The sequence below is a fragment of the Halosimplex marinum genome (genome assembly GCF_051414075.1).
GTDB classification, from domain to species: domain Archaea; phylum Halobacteriota; class Halobacteria; order Halobacteriales; family Haloarculaceae; genus Halosimplex; species Halosimplex marinum.
Map to the genome: position 1 here is coordinate 931,067 of NZ_JBLKNY010000004.1, position 14,972 is coordinate 946,038.

General features: G+C 71.4%; 14 protein-coding genes. 4 read left to right on the top strand and 10 right to left on the bottom strand.

Annotation, left to right across the window (positions count from 1 at the left end; all coding sequences use genetic code 11):
* Nucleotides 1-45 precede the first annotated feature (45 nt).
* On the bottom strand, nucleotides 46-711 hold the full coding sequence (locus tag ACMGFI_RS12850) for a DUF502 domain-containing protein (RefSeq protein WP_436910117.1): 666 nt from the start codon (nucleotides 709-711) through the stop codon (nucleotides 46-48).
* A 411-nt stretch (nucleotides 712-1,122) separates the two neighbouring features.
* Between ACMGFI_RS12850 and ACMGFI_RS12855 the strand changes: the two genes are divergently transcribed.
* Entirely contained in the window at nucleotides 1,123-1,620 is a 498-nt protein-coding gene (locus ACMGFI_RS12855) for an HTH domain-containing protein (RefSeq protein ID WP_436910118.1), read from the top strand.
* A gap of 227 nt (nucleotides 1,621-1,847) precedes the next feature.
* Nucleotides 1,848-3,656, top strand: a complete 1,809-nt coding sequence (glmS, locus tag ACMGFI_RS12860; protein WP_436910119.1) for a glutamine--fructose-6-phosphate transaminase (isomerizing) — start codon at nucleotides 1,848-1,850, stop codon at nucleotides 3,654-3,656.
* A 54-nt stretch (nucleotides 3,657-3,710) separates the two neighbouring features.
* Here the strand turns inward: glmS and ACMGFI_RS12865 are convergent, their stop codons facing one another.
* The 4 genes from ACMGFI_RS12865 to ACMGFI_RS12880 form a co-directional block, all read right to left on the bottom strand.
* Entirely contained in the window at nucleotides 3,711-3,983 is a 273-nt protein-coding gene (locus ACMGFI_RS12865) for a hypothetical protein (RefSeq protein ID WP_436910120.1), read from the bottom strand.
* 290 nt (nucleotides 3,984-4,273) lie between these two features.
* Nucleotides 4,274-5,257: a glycosyltransferase family 2 protein gene (locus ACMGFI_RS12870; RefSeq protein ID WP_436910121.1), complete on the bottom strand. Its 984-nt coding sequence runs from the start codon at nucleotides 5,255-5,257 to the stop codon at nucleotides 4,274-4,276.
* An 88-nt stretch (nucleotides 5,258-5,345) separates the two neighbouring features.
* The gene (locus tag ACMGFI_RS12875; protein ID WP_436910122.1) at nucleotides 5,346-6,302 is read right to left on the bottom strand and encodes an NAD-dependent epimerase/dehydratase family protein; all 957 of its coding nucleotides are present in this window, start codon (nucleotides 6,300-6,302) and stop codon (nucleotides 5,346-5,348) included.
* Nucleotides 6,303-6,527: 225 nt separating this feature from the next.
* A complete protein-coding gene (locus ACMGFI_RS12880; RefSeq protein WP_436910123.1) occupies nucleotides 6,528-7,436 on the bottom strand; it encodes a polysaccharide deacetylase family protein in 909 nt (302 codons plus the stop codon).
* 553 nt (nucleotides 7,437-7,989) lie between these two features.
* Here ACMGFI_RS12880 and ACMGFI_RS12885 point away from each other — a divergent pair.
* The gene (locus tag ACMGFI_RS12885) at nucleotides 7,990-9,795 is read left to right on the top strand and encodes a hypothetical protein (protein WP_436910125.1); all 1,806 of its coding nucleotides are present in this window, start codon (nucleotides 7,990-7,992) and stop codon (nucleotides 9,793-9,795) included.
* 43 nt (nucleotides 9,796-9,838) lie between these two features.
* Here ACMGFI_RS12885 and ACMGFI_RS12890 read toward each other — a convergent pair whose 3' ends face one another.
* From ACMGFI_RS12890 to ACMGFI_RS12905, 4 genes are all read right to left on the bottom strand, one after another.
* Complete coding sequence (locus ACMGFI_RS12890; protein WP_436910126.1) at nucleotides 9,839-10,942, bottom strand: DegT/DnrJ/EryC1/StrS family aminotransferase; 1,104 nt, start codon at nucleotides 10,940-10,942, stop codon at nucleotides 9,839-9,841.
* Nucleotides 10,939-11,535 carry an acyltransferase gene (locus tag ACMGFI_RS12895; RefSeq protein ID WP_436910128.1) on the bottom strand — a complete coding sequence of 199 codons (597 nt, stop codon included), beginning with the start codon at nucleotides 11,533-11,535 and terminating at the stop codon, nucleotides 10,939-10,941. Before ACMGFI_RS12895 ends, ACMGFI_RS12890 begins: the two co-directional genes overlap by 4 nt.
* A gap of 169 nt (nucleotides 11,536-11,704) precedes the next feature.
* The gene (locus ACMGFI_RS12900; protein WP_436910130.1) at nucleotides 11,705-12,190 is read right to left on the bottom strand and encodes a DUF7344 domain-containing protein; all 486 of its coding nucleotides are present in this window, start codon (nucleotides 12,188-12,190) and stop codon (nucleotides 11,705-11,707) included.
* 73 nt (nucleotides 12,191-12,263) lie between these two features.
* Nucleotides 12,264-12,842 carry a metal-dependent hydrolase gene (locus tag ACMGFI_RS12905; protein ID WP_436910131.1) on the bottom strand — a complete coding sequence of 193 codons (579 nt, stop codon included), beginning with the start codon at nucleotides 12,840-12,842 and terminating at the stop codon, nucleotides 12,264-12,266.
* Between the two features lie 366 nt (nucleotides 12,843-13,208).
* Between ACMGFI_RS12905 and ACMGFI_RS12910 the strand changes: the two genes are divergently transcribed.
* The gene (locus ACMGFI_RS12910; protein ID WP_436910132.1) at nucleotides 13,209-13,484 is read left to right on the top strand and encodes a winged helix-turn-helix domain-containing protein; all 276 of its coding nucleotides are present in this window, start codon (nucleotides 13,209-13,211) and stop codon (nucleotides 13,482-13,484) included.
* Between the two features lie 896 nt (nucleotides 13,485-14,380).
* On the opposite strand, the gene ACMGFI_RS12915 is transcribed toward ACMGFI_RS12910, so the two are convergent.
* Nucleotides 14,381-14,926, bottom strand: a complete 546-nt coding sequence (locus tag ACMGFI_RS12915) for a DUF7344 domain-containing protein (protein ID WP_436910134.1) — start codon at nucleotides 14,924-14,926, stop codon at nucleotides 14,381-14,383.
* Nucleotides 14,927-14,972 lie beyond the last annotated feature (46 nt).

Sequence of the window (14,972 nt, forward strand, 5' to 3'; positions counted from 1 at the left end):
TAACTGAGTGAGTCGGCCCCTCGCGATCAGTCGGGCCGTTCGGAGTCAGTCCGCCCGCTCGGGCTCCGGGACGGCGTAGTCGTCGTAGGCGTCGACCCCCTCGGCCTCGCCACCGATGCCGGTGGTGACGATCATCCGCATCCCCTGGCGGACGCTCATGTCCGTCTCGTGGATCTCGGATTCGGACACCATCACGAGCCGGCCGGCCGTCGGGTTCGGGCTGTTGGGGAGGAAGACCGAGTGCGCCCTGTCGCCGGTGGCCTCGTCGAAGGCCTCGGTCCCCTCCCCGGTGACGAAGCCGATCGAGTAGACGTCCTCGCGGGGGTACTCGACCAGCACCGTCCGCTCGAACTGCGAGCCGGTGTCGACCAGCGAGGTCGCCACCTGCCGGACGCCGCCGTAGATGGTGCTGACCAGGGGGACGATGTTGATCGTCCGCCCGAGGTTGCCGAACAGGTGCCGGCCGATCGACCACTGGGCGAGCAGGCCGAGGGCGGTCACCACCGAGACGATCAGGACGACCGCCAGCACCTGCGCGGCGAGTTCGACGTTCGCGGCCGTCTCGATGAGCCCGAACCTGTCGACCAGGGGGTTGACGAACTGCAGGGAAAAGGAGACCAGGATCTGGAGGATGTAGAGGGTGATCGCCAGCGGCGCGACGAGGATGAGCCCGGCCACGAAGCTCTCCTTCAGACGGCTGGTCAGTGCCATGCCCGCCGGTGGGAGGCCCGGACGGAAAGCTGTGTGGGCTCCGGAAGGGGGGCGCTACCGGCGAGTAGCCGGCCGGTACCGGCCGTTCACTCCCGCTCCCGGGGCCCTCGACGCGGACGCGTCCGGTCCCGTCGCAGTCGGCGGCCCCCGGGCGGGACGGCCGGTGTCGACCCGAAAGCGATCGAACGGTCGAAACGGGCGAACGGCCGGGGGTTCCGACCCAGTTACTCACACGTCCAGAAGCCGTTGCCGCGCCGTTAGAGGTCCCTACTCGCCGTTCGAAGGGTAAACAGTCGGGGCCGTTCAAGAGGGCCCCGCGGCTTGTCCGAGTCGACTGTGACACGAGACGGCACGCGTTCGACGGAGACAGCGGACCCGGCGGCGACCGCTCGTCCCGGGTTCCGGGTGTGGATGGACGAGACGGCCGAACGCTTCGCGACGGCGGACGAGCGCCGGGTAGAGGTGTTCGTCCGGTCGATGCTCCCGCCGCTGGGCGTCAAGTCCCGACAGGAAGCGCTGATCGCGCGACTGGACAAGCTGACCGGGGAATCGGCGCTCGACGCCGTATCCGTGACGGTCACTGGGAACCGGCTCTGCCTGTGCGACACCTGCTCGGGGACCGACGCAGGGGGCGACCTCCTCGACCGGATCACCGAGTTCGACGGCTGGGGAGACGAGTACGACGCCACCGCCAGCCCCTTCTTCGAGACCAGGGAACTGGACTCCGCGATCGCCGGCGAGACCGCCCGCGCGCTCGTCCCCCCGCGGGTGTGTACCGCGCTCTACTGCGACGGGGCCCTCGCGGGCGTGTTCCCCTGCCGGATCGGGGGTCGGGAGTACGCGGTCGCCGACTTCCTCGACGCGCTCGACCGCTTCTCCGAGGAGCGCCCGCTGGTCGCCGAGTCCTGACGCCGACCCGTCGCGGATCCGTGGAGAACTGTCGCCGGGCCGTCCCCGGATCCGCCGCGTCGCCGGCCGGCGAGCGTATCGACCGCCTACCCCGCGAAGGCGTGCGCAAGTCGATACATAACAATGTCACGTTCTCGGCTACGCGGAGGCATGGCAGAGTCGCCTGTCGCCCGAACCGACCGGACCGGAACCGACGGAGCAGCGCCGGCCGCCGCGGGGTGGTCCTGATGTGCGGGATCACCGCCGCGGTCGGCGCCGACGACGCGGTCTCGACGCTTCTGACCGGCCTCCAGAACCTCGAGTACCGGGGGTACGACTCGGCGGGGGTCGCCGTCGCGAACGGCGCCGGCGTCGAGGTCGTCAAGCGCGAGGGGAAGGTCGACGAACTGGCCGACCTGCTCTCGCGCAGCTCGATCGCCGGCCGCGTCGGGCTCGGACACACCCGCTGGAGCACGCACGGCCCGCCCACGAACGACAACGCCCACCCCCACACCGACTGCTACGGCGACCTGGCGGTCGTCCACAACGGGATCATCGAGAACCACGGCGAACTGCGCGACCGCCTCACCGAGATGGGCCACACCTTCTCCAGCGACACGGACACGGAGGTCGTCCCGCACCTCGTCGAGGCCTACGTCGACGAGGGGGCGACGGTCGAGACCGCCTTCCGACGGGCGGTCGACGACCTCTCGGGGAGCTACGCGATCGCCATGGTCCACGAGGACGAGGACGCCGTCTACGCCGCCCGCCAGGGCTCGCCGCTGGTCTTCGGCGTCAGCGACGACGCCTACTACCTCGCCAGCGACGTGCCCGCGTTCCTGGAGTTCACCGACGACGTGGTGTACCTCGAAGACGGCGACGTGGTCCGGGTCGCGCCCGACGGCTACGAGGTCACTGACACCGACGGCCGGGCCGTCGACCGCCCCGTCGAGACGGTCGACTGGACCTCCGAAGACGTGGAGAAGGGGGCGTTCGACCACTACATGCGCAAGGAGATCGACGAACAGCCGACGGCGATCGCCCAGGCAGTGCGGGGCCGCGCCGACGGCGACGAGGTCGCCTTCGAATCGCTGTCGGCGGGCGCGTTCGCCGGCGTGGACCGGGTCCACTTCGTCGCCTGCGGGACCTCCTACCACGCGGCGCTGTACGGCGCCCAGCTGCTCCGAGAGCGGGGCGTCCCCGCGCGCTCGTACCTCGCCAGCGAGTACGCGGTGACCGCGCCGCCGACCGAGGAGGGGACGGTCCTCGTCGGCGTCACCCAGAGCGGCGAGACCGCCGACACGCTCGCGGCGCTCCGCGAGGGGGCCTCCGAGGGCCTGCGGACGCTCGCGGTGACGAACGTCGTCGGGTCGACGGCGGCCCGCGAGTGCGACGACACCGTCCTGATCCGTGCGGGCCCGGAGATCGGCGTCGCCGCGACGAAGACGTTCTCCTCCCAGGTGGCGACGCTCGGCCTGCTCGCAGAGCGGATCGCGGCGGAGGTAGGCGGGTCGGGCTCGGCGCCCTCGGGCCTGCCCGCGGCGCTCGAAGACGTGCCCGACGGGGTCGAGACCATCCTGGCGGACTCCTCGGCGAGCGCGCTGGCCGACCGTTACGACGACAGCGACGCCTACTTCTTCATCGGCCGCGGGACGGGCCATCCGGTCGCGCTGGAGGGGGCGCTGAAGCTCAAGGAGATATCATACGAGCACGCCGAGGGGTTCCCGGCCGGCGAACTCAAACACGGGCCGCTCGCGCTCGTGACGCCCTCGACCCCGGTGTTCGCGGTCTGCACGGGCGAACACCCGGAGAAACTGGTCGGCAGTATCGAGGAAGTGAGCGCGCGGGGCGCGCCGGTCGTGGCGGTGGCCCCGCGCTCGGAGGAGAAGGTCGCCGAGGCCGCCGACGACGTGCTGTGGGTACCGGAGACCCATCCCGAGCTGGTCGGCGTCCTGGCGAACGTCCAGCTACAGCTGTTCTCCTATCACACCGCGACGCTGCTGGACCGACCGGTCGACAAGCCGCGCAACCTGGCCAAGAGCGTCACGGTGGAGTGACCCGCCGTTACTCGTCGCGCTGACCGAAGCCGCGAGCGACTCCTCGCCGGCGGCTCATCGCTTGTCCGTCAGGTCACACACCGCGCTCTCGGAGGAGACGATGAAGGCGTCGTCGCGCAGCTGCTCCTCGGAGTCCGGCAGGAAGATGACCTGGTCCGGGTCGTCGACGACGTTGATCTTCTCCCACGCTATCAACTCGTAGCCGAGGTTCTCTTCGAGGTCGGGGTCGACCGGCTGGTCGCACCAGTCCGTCGGAAGGGATCCCTCGCCCCGCGACTTCGTCTGTCCGTCCGTCCACACGTCGGCGTTCTCGTTGTCTTCGGTCATACTTGCTCCGTGGCTCGTCCCGGTGGCGGCCGTCGCCCGCCACGACTCGGGGTCACACTTCCGGTAGTGCCCACCTACTCCTATAACGCTACTGTCCGTTTGAACTGACTTGTCCGAGGGACGGTTGCGTGACGGTTGCGAGATACGTACCACGGCTTCGCCGCGCGGAGCGATACCACGAGCCGGACAGCAGGCGATGAGAACCGACGAACCGGCGGGTTCAGGCGGACTCGGACTCACTATCGTCGGACCATAGGAACCGCTTACTCGGGCGTCGCGTCGGGGAGCGGTCAGGTCGGTGTCGGCGAGACGACGCTCGTGAGGTGGTCGTTCGACCGCTTGTCAAGAACCATTGCCAGGACGAGAAAGAGGAGGCCGAACCCGAGGGCGGCGAGAGTGGGGAGGGCCGTCGCGCGCAGCAGGGCGAGCAGGCCGCCGGCGAGCCCGGTCGCGACGCCGCCGGCGCCGAGCAGGTAACAGAGGGCGACGGGGTGGGGGCGGTCCGCGACGTACTTGGCGCGCAGCCGCCACAGGAAGTTCCGAAGCAACATCCCCGACACGCGCGGGATATACGTCGAGTAGTCGATGTGGCTCTCCTCGTCGCCGTAGACGGCCGGCGTCGGCACGTCGACGACGCGCATGTCGGCGACGTTGAGCCGGACGAGCAGGTCGTTGCAGTAGCCGTAGAACTCGTACATCTCGTCGAGGTCCGCGGCCTCGATGGCCTCGGCGGAGATGGCGGTGTAGCCGTTCTGGGGGTCGCCGATCTCCCAGTAGCCGCTGGCGATGCGCGTCAGGTAGGTGAGCGTGACGTTGCCGACGTAGCGGAACGCGGGCATCGAGTCGTGGTGGTCGCCCAGCAGGAGGCGGTTGCCCTTGGCGTAGTCGGCCCGGCCGTCGACGACCGGGTCGATGATCCGCTCGATGAGGTCGGGGTCCATTTGCCCGTCGCCGCCCATGACGGTGACGACTTCGACTCCGTCGGCGACGGCCCGCTGGTAGCCGGTCTTGATGGCGCCGCCGACGCCCCTGTTCTCGCTGTGGCGGATCGGGACGACCCGCCGCTTGGTCCCGCCGTCCCCGACCAGCTCGGGCGTCGGCGCGTTCTGTCGCTGCGCGTGTTCGCGGATCTCCTCCCAGGTCCCGTCCGTGGAGGCGTCGTCGACGGGGTAGATGCGGTCGACGAACGCCGGGATCGAATCGATGACGTCGCCGACGAAGCCGGCCTCGTTGTACGCCGGCACGACGACGCCGATTGTCGTGTCCTGATACATGTGCGTGGTGGTCGCCGGTCGATGCTAAGCGTAGGGCGGGTTTTGTTATGGCTCACATACGCGGTCCCTGGCGGCCGGGATCGACGGATCAGCTCGGGACGGTCGCCCGGTCGACCAGCGTCGCCAGCCCCGCCTCGAAGTCGCAGGTCGGCTCGTAGCCCAGTCGACTGCGCGCGCGGCCGAGCGCCGCCCGGCTGTGGTCGATGTCGCCCTCGCGGGGCTCGACGTGGACGATCTCGCTGTCCGAGTCGACCAGTTGGACGACCCGCTCGGCGACCTCACGGACGGGGACCCCGGTGCCGGTGCCGACGTTATAGGCCCGGCCGGTCGCGTCGGTCGTCGCCGCTAGGAGGTTCGCCCGGACCACGTCCGAGACGTGGACGAAATCGCGCGTCTGCGTGCCGTCGCCCTCGACCGGGAGCACCCGGTCCGAGCGCGCCCGGTCGAGGAACGCGCCGACGACGCCGTCGACCTTGCCGCCGGCCCGGTCGCCCGCCCGGCCGGGCCCGTAGACGTTGAAGTACCGGAGCGCGACCGTCTCCATCCCGTAGCGGTCGGCGAACCCGCGGGTGTGCTGGTCGGCGGCGAGCTTGTCGATCCCGTAGGGGCTGACCGGAGTCTTCCGGTCGGACTCGCGGATCGGGAGCGTATCGGGCTGGCCGTAGACCGCGGCGCTGGAGGCGGCGACGACGCGGGCGTCCTCGCGGCGGGCCGCGTCGAGTACCTTCACCGTCCCCGACGCGGTTCGACGGTGGCCCTCGACCGGGGACCGGACCGACGCCCCCACGTCCGACAGCGCCGCCTGGTGGAAGACCACGTCGACGCCCCGCATCGCCTCCCCGAGGTCCGTCGGGTCGCGCACGTCGCCCCGACGGAACGCCGCACCGTCGGGGACGGCATCGGGGTCGCCCGTCGAGCAGTCGTCGAGTACGGTGACCTCGCAGCGGTCGGTCAGCGCGGCCGCGAGGTGGCTCCCGACGAAGCCCGCCCCGCCGGTCACGAGGACCGACTTCCCGTCGAGGTCGCTGGCCGGGTCAGTCGCCACGGGCGTTCACCCCCGGCGGCGTCCGGTCGTCGGTCGCGTCGGTCCCAGGTCGACAGCGCCCCGCCGTCGCCGTACGGGGCTCACCCGTTCGGTCGCTCGGTGGCATTACCCCGAGTCGGCACACCGTACGGATAGTTATGTGTCGCCTGAACCGACTGCAAACTGCGTAGCCGCGAGAATCAGTCGTCGAAACGGGGCCGCGACCGGCCGACCCGGCCGCCGCGCTCACCGGACCCGCTTCGGGCGCCGCCGCGCCGCCACGTCGGCCATCGTCTCGACCGGGACGGCCTCGCGGTGTTCGTCGATTGCGCGCAGGACCGCCTCGATCCGCTCGACGGCCGCGTCGTCGACCAGGTTGTTGGGGTGCAGCCAGAGGTGGAGCACCCCGTCCCCGTCGGCCGCGGCCGCGAGCCCGCGCTCGACGAGTTCGACGACCGGGTCGCCGAGGACGGGTTTCGTCGCCCGCAGCGCGGGCCCCTCGAAGCTGTAGAGGAACAGCGACGCCGGGAGGTTCACGAGGCCGCCGTCGTCGACGGCGGGCTCCACGAGCGGCGGCCGCCCGTCCCCGACGGCCACGGTCGCGAGCTTCTCGGGGAGCGAGCGCCGCTCGACCGGCCGGCGCCCGCGGTAGACCTCGAACCCGTAGTCGGACAGCAGGTCCACGTGGCCGACGTTGTTCCGGGGGAAGACGAACGACCGCCCGTCGATGCCCCACTCGTCCATGAGCGCGCGGGCCCGCTCCAGCTCGGCGGCCGCCATCGCGCGGGTCGTCCCCGGCGCCCCGAACTCGACGTGGGCGTACGTGTGACAGCCGATATCGTGATCGACGGGCGAATCCCGGAGCCGCTCGACCAGCTCCGGCCCGCGGGTCAGGTCGGGCCGGTCCGCCCACTCCCCCCGCTCGCGGGCGAACCACCCGGGGCCGATCGGGTGATCGGCGTGGCGCCCGTCGCAGTCGTCCTCCAGGAGGTGCCCGACCACCGCCCAGGTCGCCGGCGCGTCGTACTCCTCGCAGAGCCGGGCCAGCGTCCGCCAGCCCCGCCGGCCGCTCTCGACTCTGTCCGCCGGCGGGGTGTCGTGGTCGACGAACCCCCAGGCCAGCTCCGCGTCCACGGACAGGACTACCGATCCCACGCGTCTCGCCACCCGTTCATACCACGGTCCAGTCCCCTCGTCGTGTTTGTTATACCGCGGTTACCGCTCGTTCGCTCGCGGTCCTCCGGCCGGCACTCGAACCGCGTGGCTCCCCGCGGCAGTTTCCCGTTCCGAACACACATACCGTTTACCAATGTATGAAGAATTTCTTAAATAACTGTGTCGGTGTGATCGTCCCTCTATTTGATATGGTGTATTTTGACCACTCTAACCGCGTATTTTCCGGTATCTGGTTCGAGTCGCTGTCCTATCACCACGAAACTGGATGGAGCGGATTTTAGCTATTCGACCTATCTGACTCGGTTTAATCCGGGAAATGCGATCTGGTTCCGATACCGGCCGAAAGTAACGTATATCTGTTATTTATATGTTCTAATTCTATATCTTATACTTGTGGGGCGTCGTCGTCGCGACTCCGCGTCGACGGCGACGTGCTCCGCCGTCGGGGACGTGTCGATATCGGAATCGATACCCCGGGACGGCGACGCGCAGGCGCCGCATAACAATAGCCGGATACGGTCACGTCGGGGCCATGACGGGACTCATCGGACGATCGGCGGGCGGCGAACGGCTGGACGATCTGGCGGAGGCGATGGTCGGCGAGGACTGGTACGAACTCGACGGGGCGGTCGAGGGGCCGGCCGCGGTCGGCGTGCTCGAACACGGGACGCGCGACCCGGACGCGAACGTCGTCTGGGAGGGCGACGGGCTGGTGGGCGCCGTCTACGGCGTCGTCTCGAACCGCGACCGGCTGGCGCTGTCGTGGGGCGAGATATTCCGGGGCGTCGCCGACGAGTCGCGGGACGTGCTCGCGCGACTCGACGGCCCGTTCGCCCTCGCCTGTGTCGACACCCGCACGGGCGCGGTCCACCTCGCGACCGACAAGGCCGGGAGCCGCCCGCTCTACTACGCGGTCGGCGACGACGCCGTGACCGCCGAAGACGGCTCCGGGCACGCCGGGGCGGACGGGGTCGCGTTCGCCTCGGAGCTGGGGCCGCTGGTCGACGGGAGGGACGACCCGGCACTCGACCCCCGGGCGGTGAGCGACCTCCTGCTGTTCGGCGGGGTCGTCGGCGAGCGGACGCTCGTCGAGGGGGTCGCGAGCCTCCCGCCGGCGACGCGGCTGACCGTCGACGACGGGGTGTCGACCGAGCGCTACTGGGAGCCGACGGCGGCCGGCCTGGCCCCCTCGGGCTACCCGGATCGCTGGCTCGGCGACTACCGGCGCGCGCTCGCGGACGTGGCGACGACGGCCGGCGACCGCTCGCTGTGGTTCCCCGGCGACGCCGACAGCCGGATCGCGGCGGCGGTGCTGGCCGACCAGTCACCGTCGACCCGGACGCTGACCGCCGGGGGTCGTCGCGGCGGGGACAGGGAGGCGGCGGCCAGGGTCGCGGCGCGCCTCGGGACGGCCAACACGCAGGCACACGCCGACCCCGACCACCACCTCGTCGACGCCGTCGCCGACGCGGTGGCGGCGACCGACGGGATGGTCGCGTGGTCGGCCGTCGACGCCCTCGAATACGTGACCGACGGCCTCCACGGGGACGCGGACGTGCTTGTCCACGGGGACGCCGCCCTCGACGCCGCGACCTGGGCGGGCGCCCTCGGCGCGGACGACTCGGTCGCGGGCGCGCTCTACCGGAACGAGCGGGTCCTCCCCGCCGCCGCGGTGCGGGACCTGCTCGCCGCCGCGGTCGACCCCCTGGACGCGGTGGACGAACTCGTCACGGCGAGCGTCGCCGGGCCGCCCGAGCGGACGGCGGTGGACGCAGCCGGGCGGCTCCGGGCCGCCACGGAGCTTCGGAGCCGCGCCGTCCAGCGGCGCCAGGTGGGGACCCGCTCGCTCGCGAGCGGGCCGCTGCTGGACACCGCCGCGCGGATGCCCGCCGCCTACCGCGTCGGGACCCGCCCCATCTCGGCCCCCGTCGGGTCGGGGACGCCGCCGATCCGGCGGGCGGTCGCCGAGCGCCTCGACCCCGAACTGGCCGGGATTCCGGCGGGCACTGCGGGCGAGGGACCGTCCGACGGTGCGGCGACCCCCGGCGACGAATCCGACGGTTCGAGCCCGGCGACCGGCCGCGCGGCCGGCGACCCCTACCTCCGGCGGTACGCGACCGACGACCGCTTCCGCCGGTTCGTCGACGACCTGCTCGACGGCGTCGGCGACCGCCCGCCGGTCGACGGGGACGCCGTCTCGACGCTGGCCGAGCGGCTCGCGGCCGGCGACCTGTCCTCGTTCGCGCCGGTCGCGGCGCTGACGGGCGTCGAGCTCTGGGCGCGCCGGCACCTGGACGACGGCGCCGGGGCTCGCCGTCGGCCGGGGATCGAGGTCTGAAGGACGGTCCGAGGTCAGAAGCGGCAGACGGCGGCGCTACTTCTCACTGCGTCTGATACAGCGCGAGCGCGTCGGCCACCGCCTCGCGGTCGGCCTCGGAGAGCCCTGGGTGGACCGGCAACGAGACGACCTCCCCGGCGGCGCGCTCGGCGACGGGGAACCGCTCGTCGACGCCCTCGTAGGCCGGCTGCTCGTGGATCGGCGTCGGGTAGTAGACGCCGGTGTCGACCCCGTTGTCGTCGAGGTGGGCGACCAGCCGCTCGCGGTCGGGCGCGCGGACGGTGTACTGGTGGAAGGCGTGGTCGACCTCCTCCGGGACCGTCGGCGGGTCGAGCGGCGTGTCGGCGAGGGCGGCGTCGAGCGCGGCGGCGTTGTCCCGGCGGGCGCGGACGAACCGCGACAGGCGCTTGAGCTGGACGCGGCCGATGGCCGCGGCGATGTTCGTCATCCGGAAGTTGTGACCGAGTTCGACGTGGTCGTACTGGTCGTTCCGGCCGTGGTTGACGAACCGCGCGGCGCGGTCGGCGACCGCCCCGTCGTCGGTGACGACCATCCCGCCCTCGCCGGTGGTCATGTTCTTCGTCGGGTAGAAGGAGAAGGCGGCGGCGTCGCCCAGCGACCCGACCGGCTCGTCGCGATAGCGGGCGCCGTGGGCCTGGGCCGCGTCCTCGACGACGACGGCGTCGTACTCCTCGGCCAGCGCGGTCAGTTCGTCCATCGGAGCGGGCAGGCCGTAGAGGTGGACCGGGAGGACGGCGTCCACGTCGCCGCCGCGGATCTCGATGGCCTCGCGGACCGCCGTCGGGTCGAGGTTGTAGGTGTCGGGGTCGATGTCGGCGAAGACGGGCTCGGCGCCGCAGAACCGGACGGCGTTGGCGGTTGCGACGAACGAGAACGGCGTCGTGACGACGGTGTCGCCCTCTCCGATCCCGCAGGCTCGCAGGGCGGTGTGGAGCGCCGTCGTCCCGTTCGAGGTGGCGACGCCGTGGTCGACGCGGCAGGCGGTGGCGAACTCCCGCTCGAACGCGCGGACCTCCTCGCCGTCGGCGATCATCCCGCTGTCGAGGACTTCCCGGACGCGCTCGCGCTCCTCCTCGCCGAGCGCAGGTTCGGCGATCGGGATCTGTCGGTGGTCCTCGAGGCTCACAGCTCGTTCCCCCCGTCCAGTTCGTCGGGCAGGGGTTCGTGGCGCGCGGGGTTGCCCATCGCCAGCGTCCCGGGCGGCACGTCCTCGGTGACGACCGAGCCGGCGGCGACGAACGAGCCCTCGCCGACGGTCACGCCGGGGAGGATCGTCGCGTTCGCGCCGACGGAGACGTTCGGTTCGAGCGTCGCGCCGACGAGCTCGCTCGTCTCGCGGACCGGGTACGGGTCGTTCGTGACGACCGCGTGCGGGCCGAGAAACACGTCGTCGCCGACGACCGTCTCGGGCGGGAGGTAGACGCCGGTCTGACAGCTGACCCGCGACCCGAGTGCTACGTCGCCGTCGAGGACCGCGTGGCTCCCCACGAGGACGTCGTCGCCGACCGTGGTCCCGCCGCGGACCAGCGCGTGGTGGCCCGTCGAGAAGCCGTCGCCGATCTCCACGTCCGTGTAGACGATGGTGCCACCGCGGACTGTCGCGTCGTCGCCGATACGGGTCGGTGCGTCGCCCGAGCCCCCGGGCTCGCCGACGACCGCCGTCTCGGCGATGTCGCAGCCCTCGCCGGTCCGGACGGTCGGGAGGTCGTGTTCGCTCATGTGACGGTCGACGGTCGGGACCGTTCGACCTTTGTTATGGAGCGCCTGTGGCTCCCGCCGCTCGTCGGCCGTCGCCGATCGTCCGCGCGACCTATGACTGGGCAGTCGCGGACGGTCGGGCCGTCGCCGACGGCTGGCCGGCCGCGACCGACCGGTCCGTCGGCCTCCGTCACTCCGCGGAGAACTGGTCCATCGCGAGTTCGAGGTACGGGACGGCGACGGCCGTCGACTCGGTGGGGCGGACCGTCCGGTCGTCGCGGTCGTACTCGACGAGTCCGGCGTCGTCGAGCTTCGGGAGGTTCGAGTGGACGAGCCGCGTCGCGACCCGGTCGCGGAACTCCGCCGCCGAGAGGCCGTCGGGCGTGTCCGCCCCGTCGACGACGTTCTCGACGAGGTCCTCGTAGGGCACGGGCCCGTCGGCCCGGTGGAGGTACGCCAGCGCGTACCGGTTGCCCGGCCGGGCGAGCAACTCGAACAGGTCGTCGACCGACACCGGCCGCTCGCGGGCGTCGCTGTCCCCCCGTTCCGTGTGCGATGCGTCCGGCACGTCCCGGTCGGACGGCTCGGTGTCCCGCCGGTCTTCCCCCGAACCGGCGGGTCGCCGTGCGTCGTCGTCGTCACTCGACCGGCTCTCCGGTGGCTGCTCTGACCCCATACGCCCCACTTCTCACCCCGCTGTTATATATTCTCGGCCCCTACCACGTGGTGGTTAGCCCGCGAGCCGAAAACTACAGTCGCTCCGCGCGGTCCGGCCGCGCGAGCGCCCGGGGGAGGCCCGGTCGCCCGTCCACCGTCCAGACCCAGCCCGCGAGCGCCAGCAGGAGGAGTTCCGCGACCAGGTACGCCAGCCCGAGCGGCGTCGCGAGGAAGGCGACGAACTGCTCGACGAGCGCCAGCACGTACGGGAGAGTGCGCGCGGGGCCGTCGCCCGGTGCCGCCCGGAGCGGCCACAGGAGGAACCACAGTTTGGCGTCCCCGCCGAGGACCATCGGGTAGATAACGTCGCCGGGCAGGTGGCTCAGGTAGCCGACGGCGAACGCGAGGGCGGGTCGCTCGCGGCCGAGTGCGACCCCGGCGGCCAGGACGACCAGAGAGAGCGGGACCGCGGTCAAAAGCGAGTGGGCGAGCGTCGTCCCGCCGGGGAGCACGCCGAGCCACCAGCCCAGCGGCTTGTCCACGAGGTCGGGGAACTGCGTCCCGAGGGCGACGGCGGCGACGACCGCCCCCGTCGGCGGCTCGCGCCAGGCGACCCGGCCGACCACCGCGTACGCGAGGTAGCCGACGGCGAGGTGTTCCCAGGGCCACATCCTACCGCCCGCCGGTCGGCCGGGTGCGGTCGTCCGACGCGGGACGGTCGACGACCCCTCCGCGGGTCGGCGGGCGCGAGCGCTCCGAGCGGGGCGGCGAGTGCATACGCGGGTCCGCGCGAGCCGGCCGGATTGTTATGCCGAGGTTACGGTCCCGCGGGCGGGGTCAGGCCGACCGTTCGGACCGCCGTAATCGCGGTACGGAGAGCGAACTATCTGGAGCGTCGAAACCTCTATACGTGGTAGCCGACTCGGTGTGAGTACAGCGGAAAGTGGGACGCAACCGGGTCCCGACGGCAGTCTCCGCGTGAGTTCCCGGTCACCGACCGCCAGCAGGACGCATCCGTCCGACACTACATCGCAACAATGAGCACAGATTGGGACGACGTCAGCTTCGTCATCAGTTCGCGGTACCGCGTCGCGGTTCTCAAACGACTCGCAGACGGCCCCTCGACGCCGTCGCAGATAGCCTCCGACGAGGACGTGGGCATCGCGCACGTCTCGCGGGCGCTCCAGCGGCTCCGCGAGCGGTCGCTCGTCGACCTGCTCGTCTCCGACGACCGCAAGAAGGGCCGCGTCTACGGCCTCACCGAGCAGGGCCGCGACGTGTGGGACAAGATCGAGGCCGAGAACATGATCTGACAGCGAGCCGCCGACGGCACCGCCCGGGAGCCGCCCGCCCCGCCGGCCCACCGCCCGCCCCGCTGACCCACTGCTCGCGTATCCGACGAGTAAGCCGACCCAACTCGCGAGTACGACGCCCATACCCCGACGCTCGCTCCTTCTGCGCCGATTCTTCCGCCCCGTCGCCGCGTTCGACCGGCCGGGCGGCGGCGCGCGACTTTACAGACATAGGTTTGTAATGGCCTGCTCCGGAGTAGGCCGGCGTTACGGGTTCGACCGGGGGCAGAATAGACCTAATTCCGGGCGGTCCCGGCAGCCGGGTGCTGGCTGTGCCTCGGCGGCGCCCCCGACCACCGACCCGGTGATCGCCGGGCTCGGGCGCGCGCGAGTCCCGTCGCCTGCCGGGCCGTTGCGGCTCGCGAGCGGGGTCCGTGCGAGTCGATACCGCGGACCGGTCGCCTCCGGGCCCGGTGGTTATCGGGCACGTGCGGATACCCTGCCGGGACGCCCTCCGGCGGTCACGCGCCGCGAAGCGGCTTTAGGGGACGGATTACTATCGGTCGGTAGGACGGGATCACAGCCGATGACGGAACACCTCTCAGACAGCGACCTGGAGCGGATCGCCCAGTTCGTGGACACACCGGCCTACGAGCGCGAGCCCGAGCAGCTGTTGCCCGAGGAGATCGAGGAGGAGTAGTCGCCGACCGCGGCTGCGACGCACGCCCGTCACTCGCCCGTGGCCGCCGTTTCTGACGGTCGCTCTCGCCACCCAGCGGCGCGTCCGCGACCGCCGAGCGGCCCCGACGGCGGGAGTTTCGGTCGGTCCCGACGACCACAGCCTCCGAAGCCGTCCTGTCGACCGCGCCGACGAGCCGGTGGCTCGTCGCTGAGGCGGCGTGTCCGCCGGGGACGGGTCAGGAGTGTCGGCGGAGGTCGTCGGGGACCTGCCGGCGGTTCATGGTCCAGACGACGATGTGCGCGCCGACGGTGAGGAGGAATCCGGAGAAGATGATGACGCCGAGCGTGACCTCGGTCATGTCCGCGAAGATCCAGACGTTCAGGTTCGACAGCGCGACGAGGGTGAGCCCCAGGATGGCGAGCGGGAGGTACAGGTACTGCCAGGGGACCTCCCGGTCGCCCGGGTTGAGGTACTGGTCGACGTCGCTGGCCGCCGGGGTCAGCTCGACCTCGCCGGTGTCCTGGTCGTAGCGGACCAGGCCGGCGTCCTCGAGTTTGGGGACGTGCGTCTGGTAGAGCGAGACGTACACGCGCTTGCGCTGCTGTTTCGTCAGCTCCTCGACGGTCGTGTCGTTCTCCCAGGCCGCCACGTCCTCGGCGAGCTCGGTCAGCTCGACCGGGGCGTCCTCGGTGCGGAGCAGGTACAGCACGTAGCGCCGCCTGGCGCTGCTGAGGATGTCGAAGACGACGTCCTGCGTGAGGGTTCCCTCGTCTGTCGACATCCGCATCAGCCCTCGCGTCGGTCCGTCGGTGTGCTGTCACTACTGG

Excerpts from the sequence above, each read along its gene's own strand:
- ACMGFI_RS12870 (WP_436910121.1), bottom strand. The coding sequence starts at position 5,257 with ATGTATCAGGACACGACAATCGGCGTCGTCGTGCCGGCGTACAACGAG.
- ACMGFI_RS12895 (WP_436910128.1), bottom strand. The coding sequence starts at position 11,535 with ATGAGCGAACACGACCTCCCGACCGTCCGGACCGGCGAGGGCTGCGAC.
- ACMGFI_RS12855 (WP_436910118.1), top strand. The coding sequence starts at position 1,123 with ATGGACGAGACGGCCGAACGCTTCGCGACGGCGGACGAGCGCCGGGTA.
- ACMGFI_RS12885 (WP_436910125.1), top strand. The coding sequence starts at position 7,990 with ATGACGGGACTCATCGGACGATCGGCGGGCGGCGAACGGCTGGACGAT.
- ACMGFI_RS12865 (WP_436910120.1), bottom strand. The coding sequence starts at position 3,983 with ATGACCGAAGACAACGAGAACGCCGACGTGTGGACGGACGGACAGACG.
- ACMGFI_RS12910 (WP_436910132.1), top strand. The coding sequence starts at position 13,209 with ATGAGCACAGATTGGGACGACGTCAGCTTCGTCATCAGTTCGCGGTAC.
- ACMGFI_RS12915 (WP_436910134.1), bottom strand. The coding sequence starts at position 14,926 with ATGTCGACAGACGAGGGAACCCTCACGCAGGACGTCGTCTTCGACATC.
- ACMGFI_RS12905 (WP_436910131.1), bottom strand. The coding sequence starts at position 12,842 with ATGTGGCCCTGGGAACACCTCGCCGTCGGCTACCTCGCGTACGCGGTG.
- ACMGFI_RS12850 (WP_436910117.1), bottom strand. The coding sequence starts at position 711 with ATGGCACTGACCAGCCGTCTGAAGGAGAGCTTCGTGGCCGGGCTCATC.
- glmS (WP_436910119.1), top strand. The coding sequence starts at position 1,848 with ATGTGCGGGATCACCGCCGCGGTCGGCGCCGACGACGCGGTCTCGACG.
- ACMGFI_RS12900 (WP_436910130.1), bottom strand. The coding sequence starts at position 12,190 with ATGGGGTCAGAGCAGCCACCGGAGAGCCGGTCGAGTGACGACGACGAC.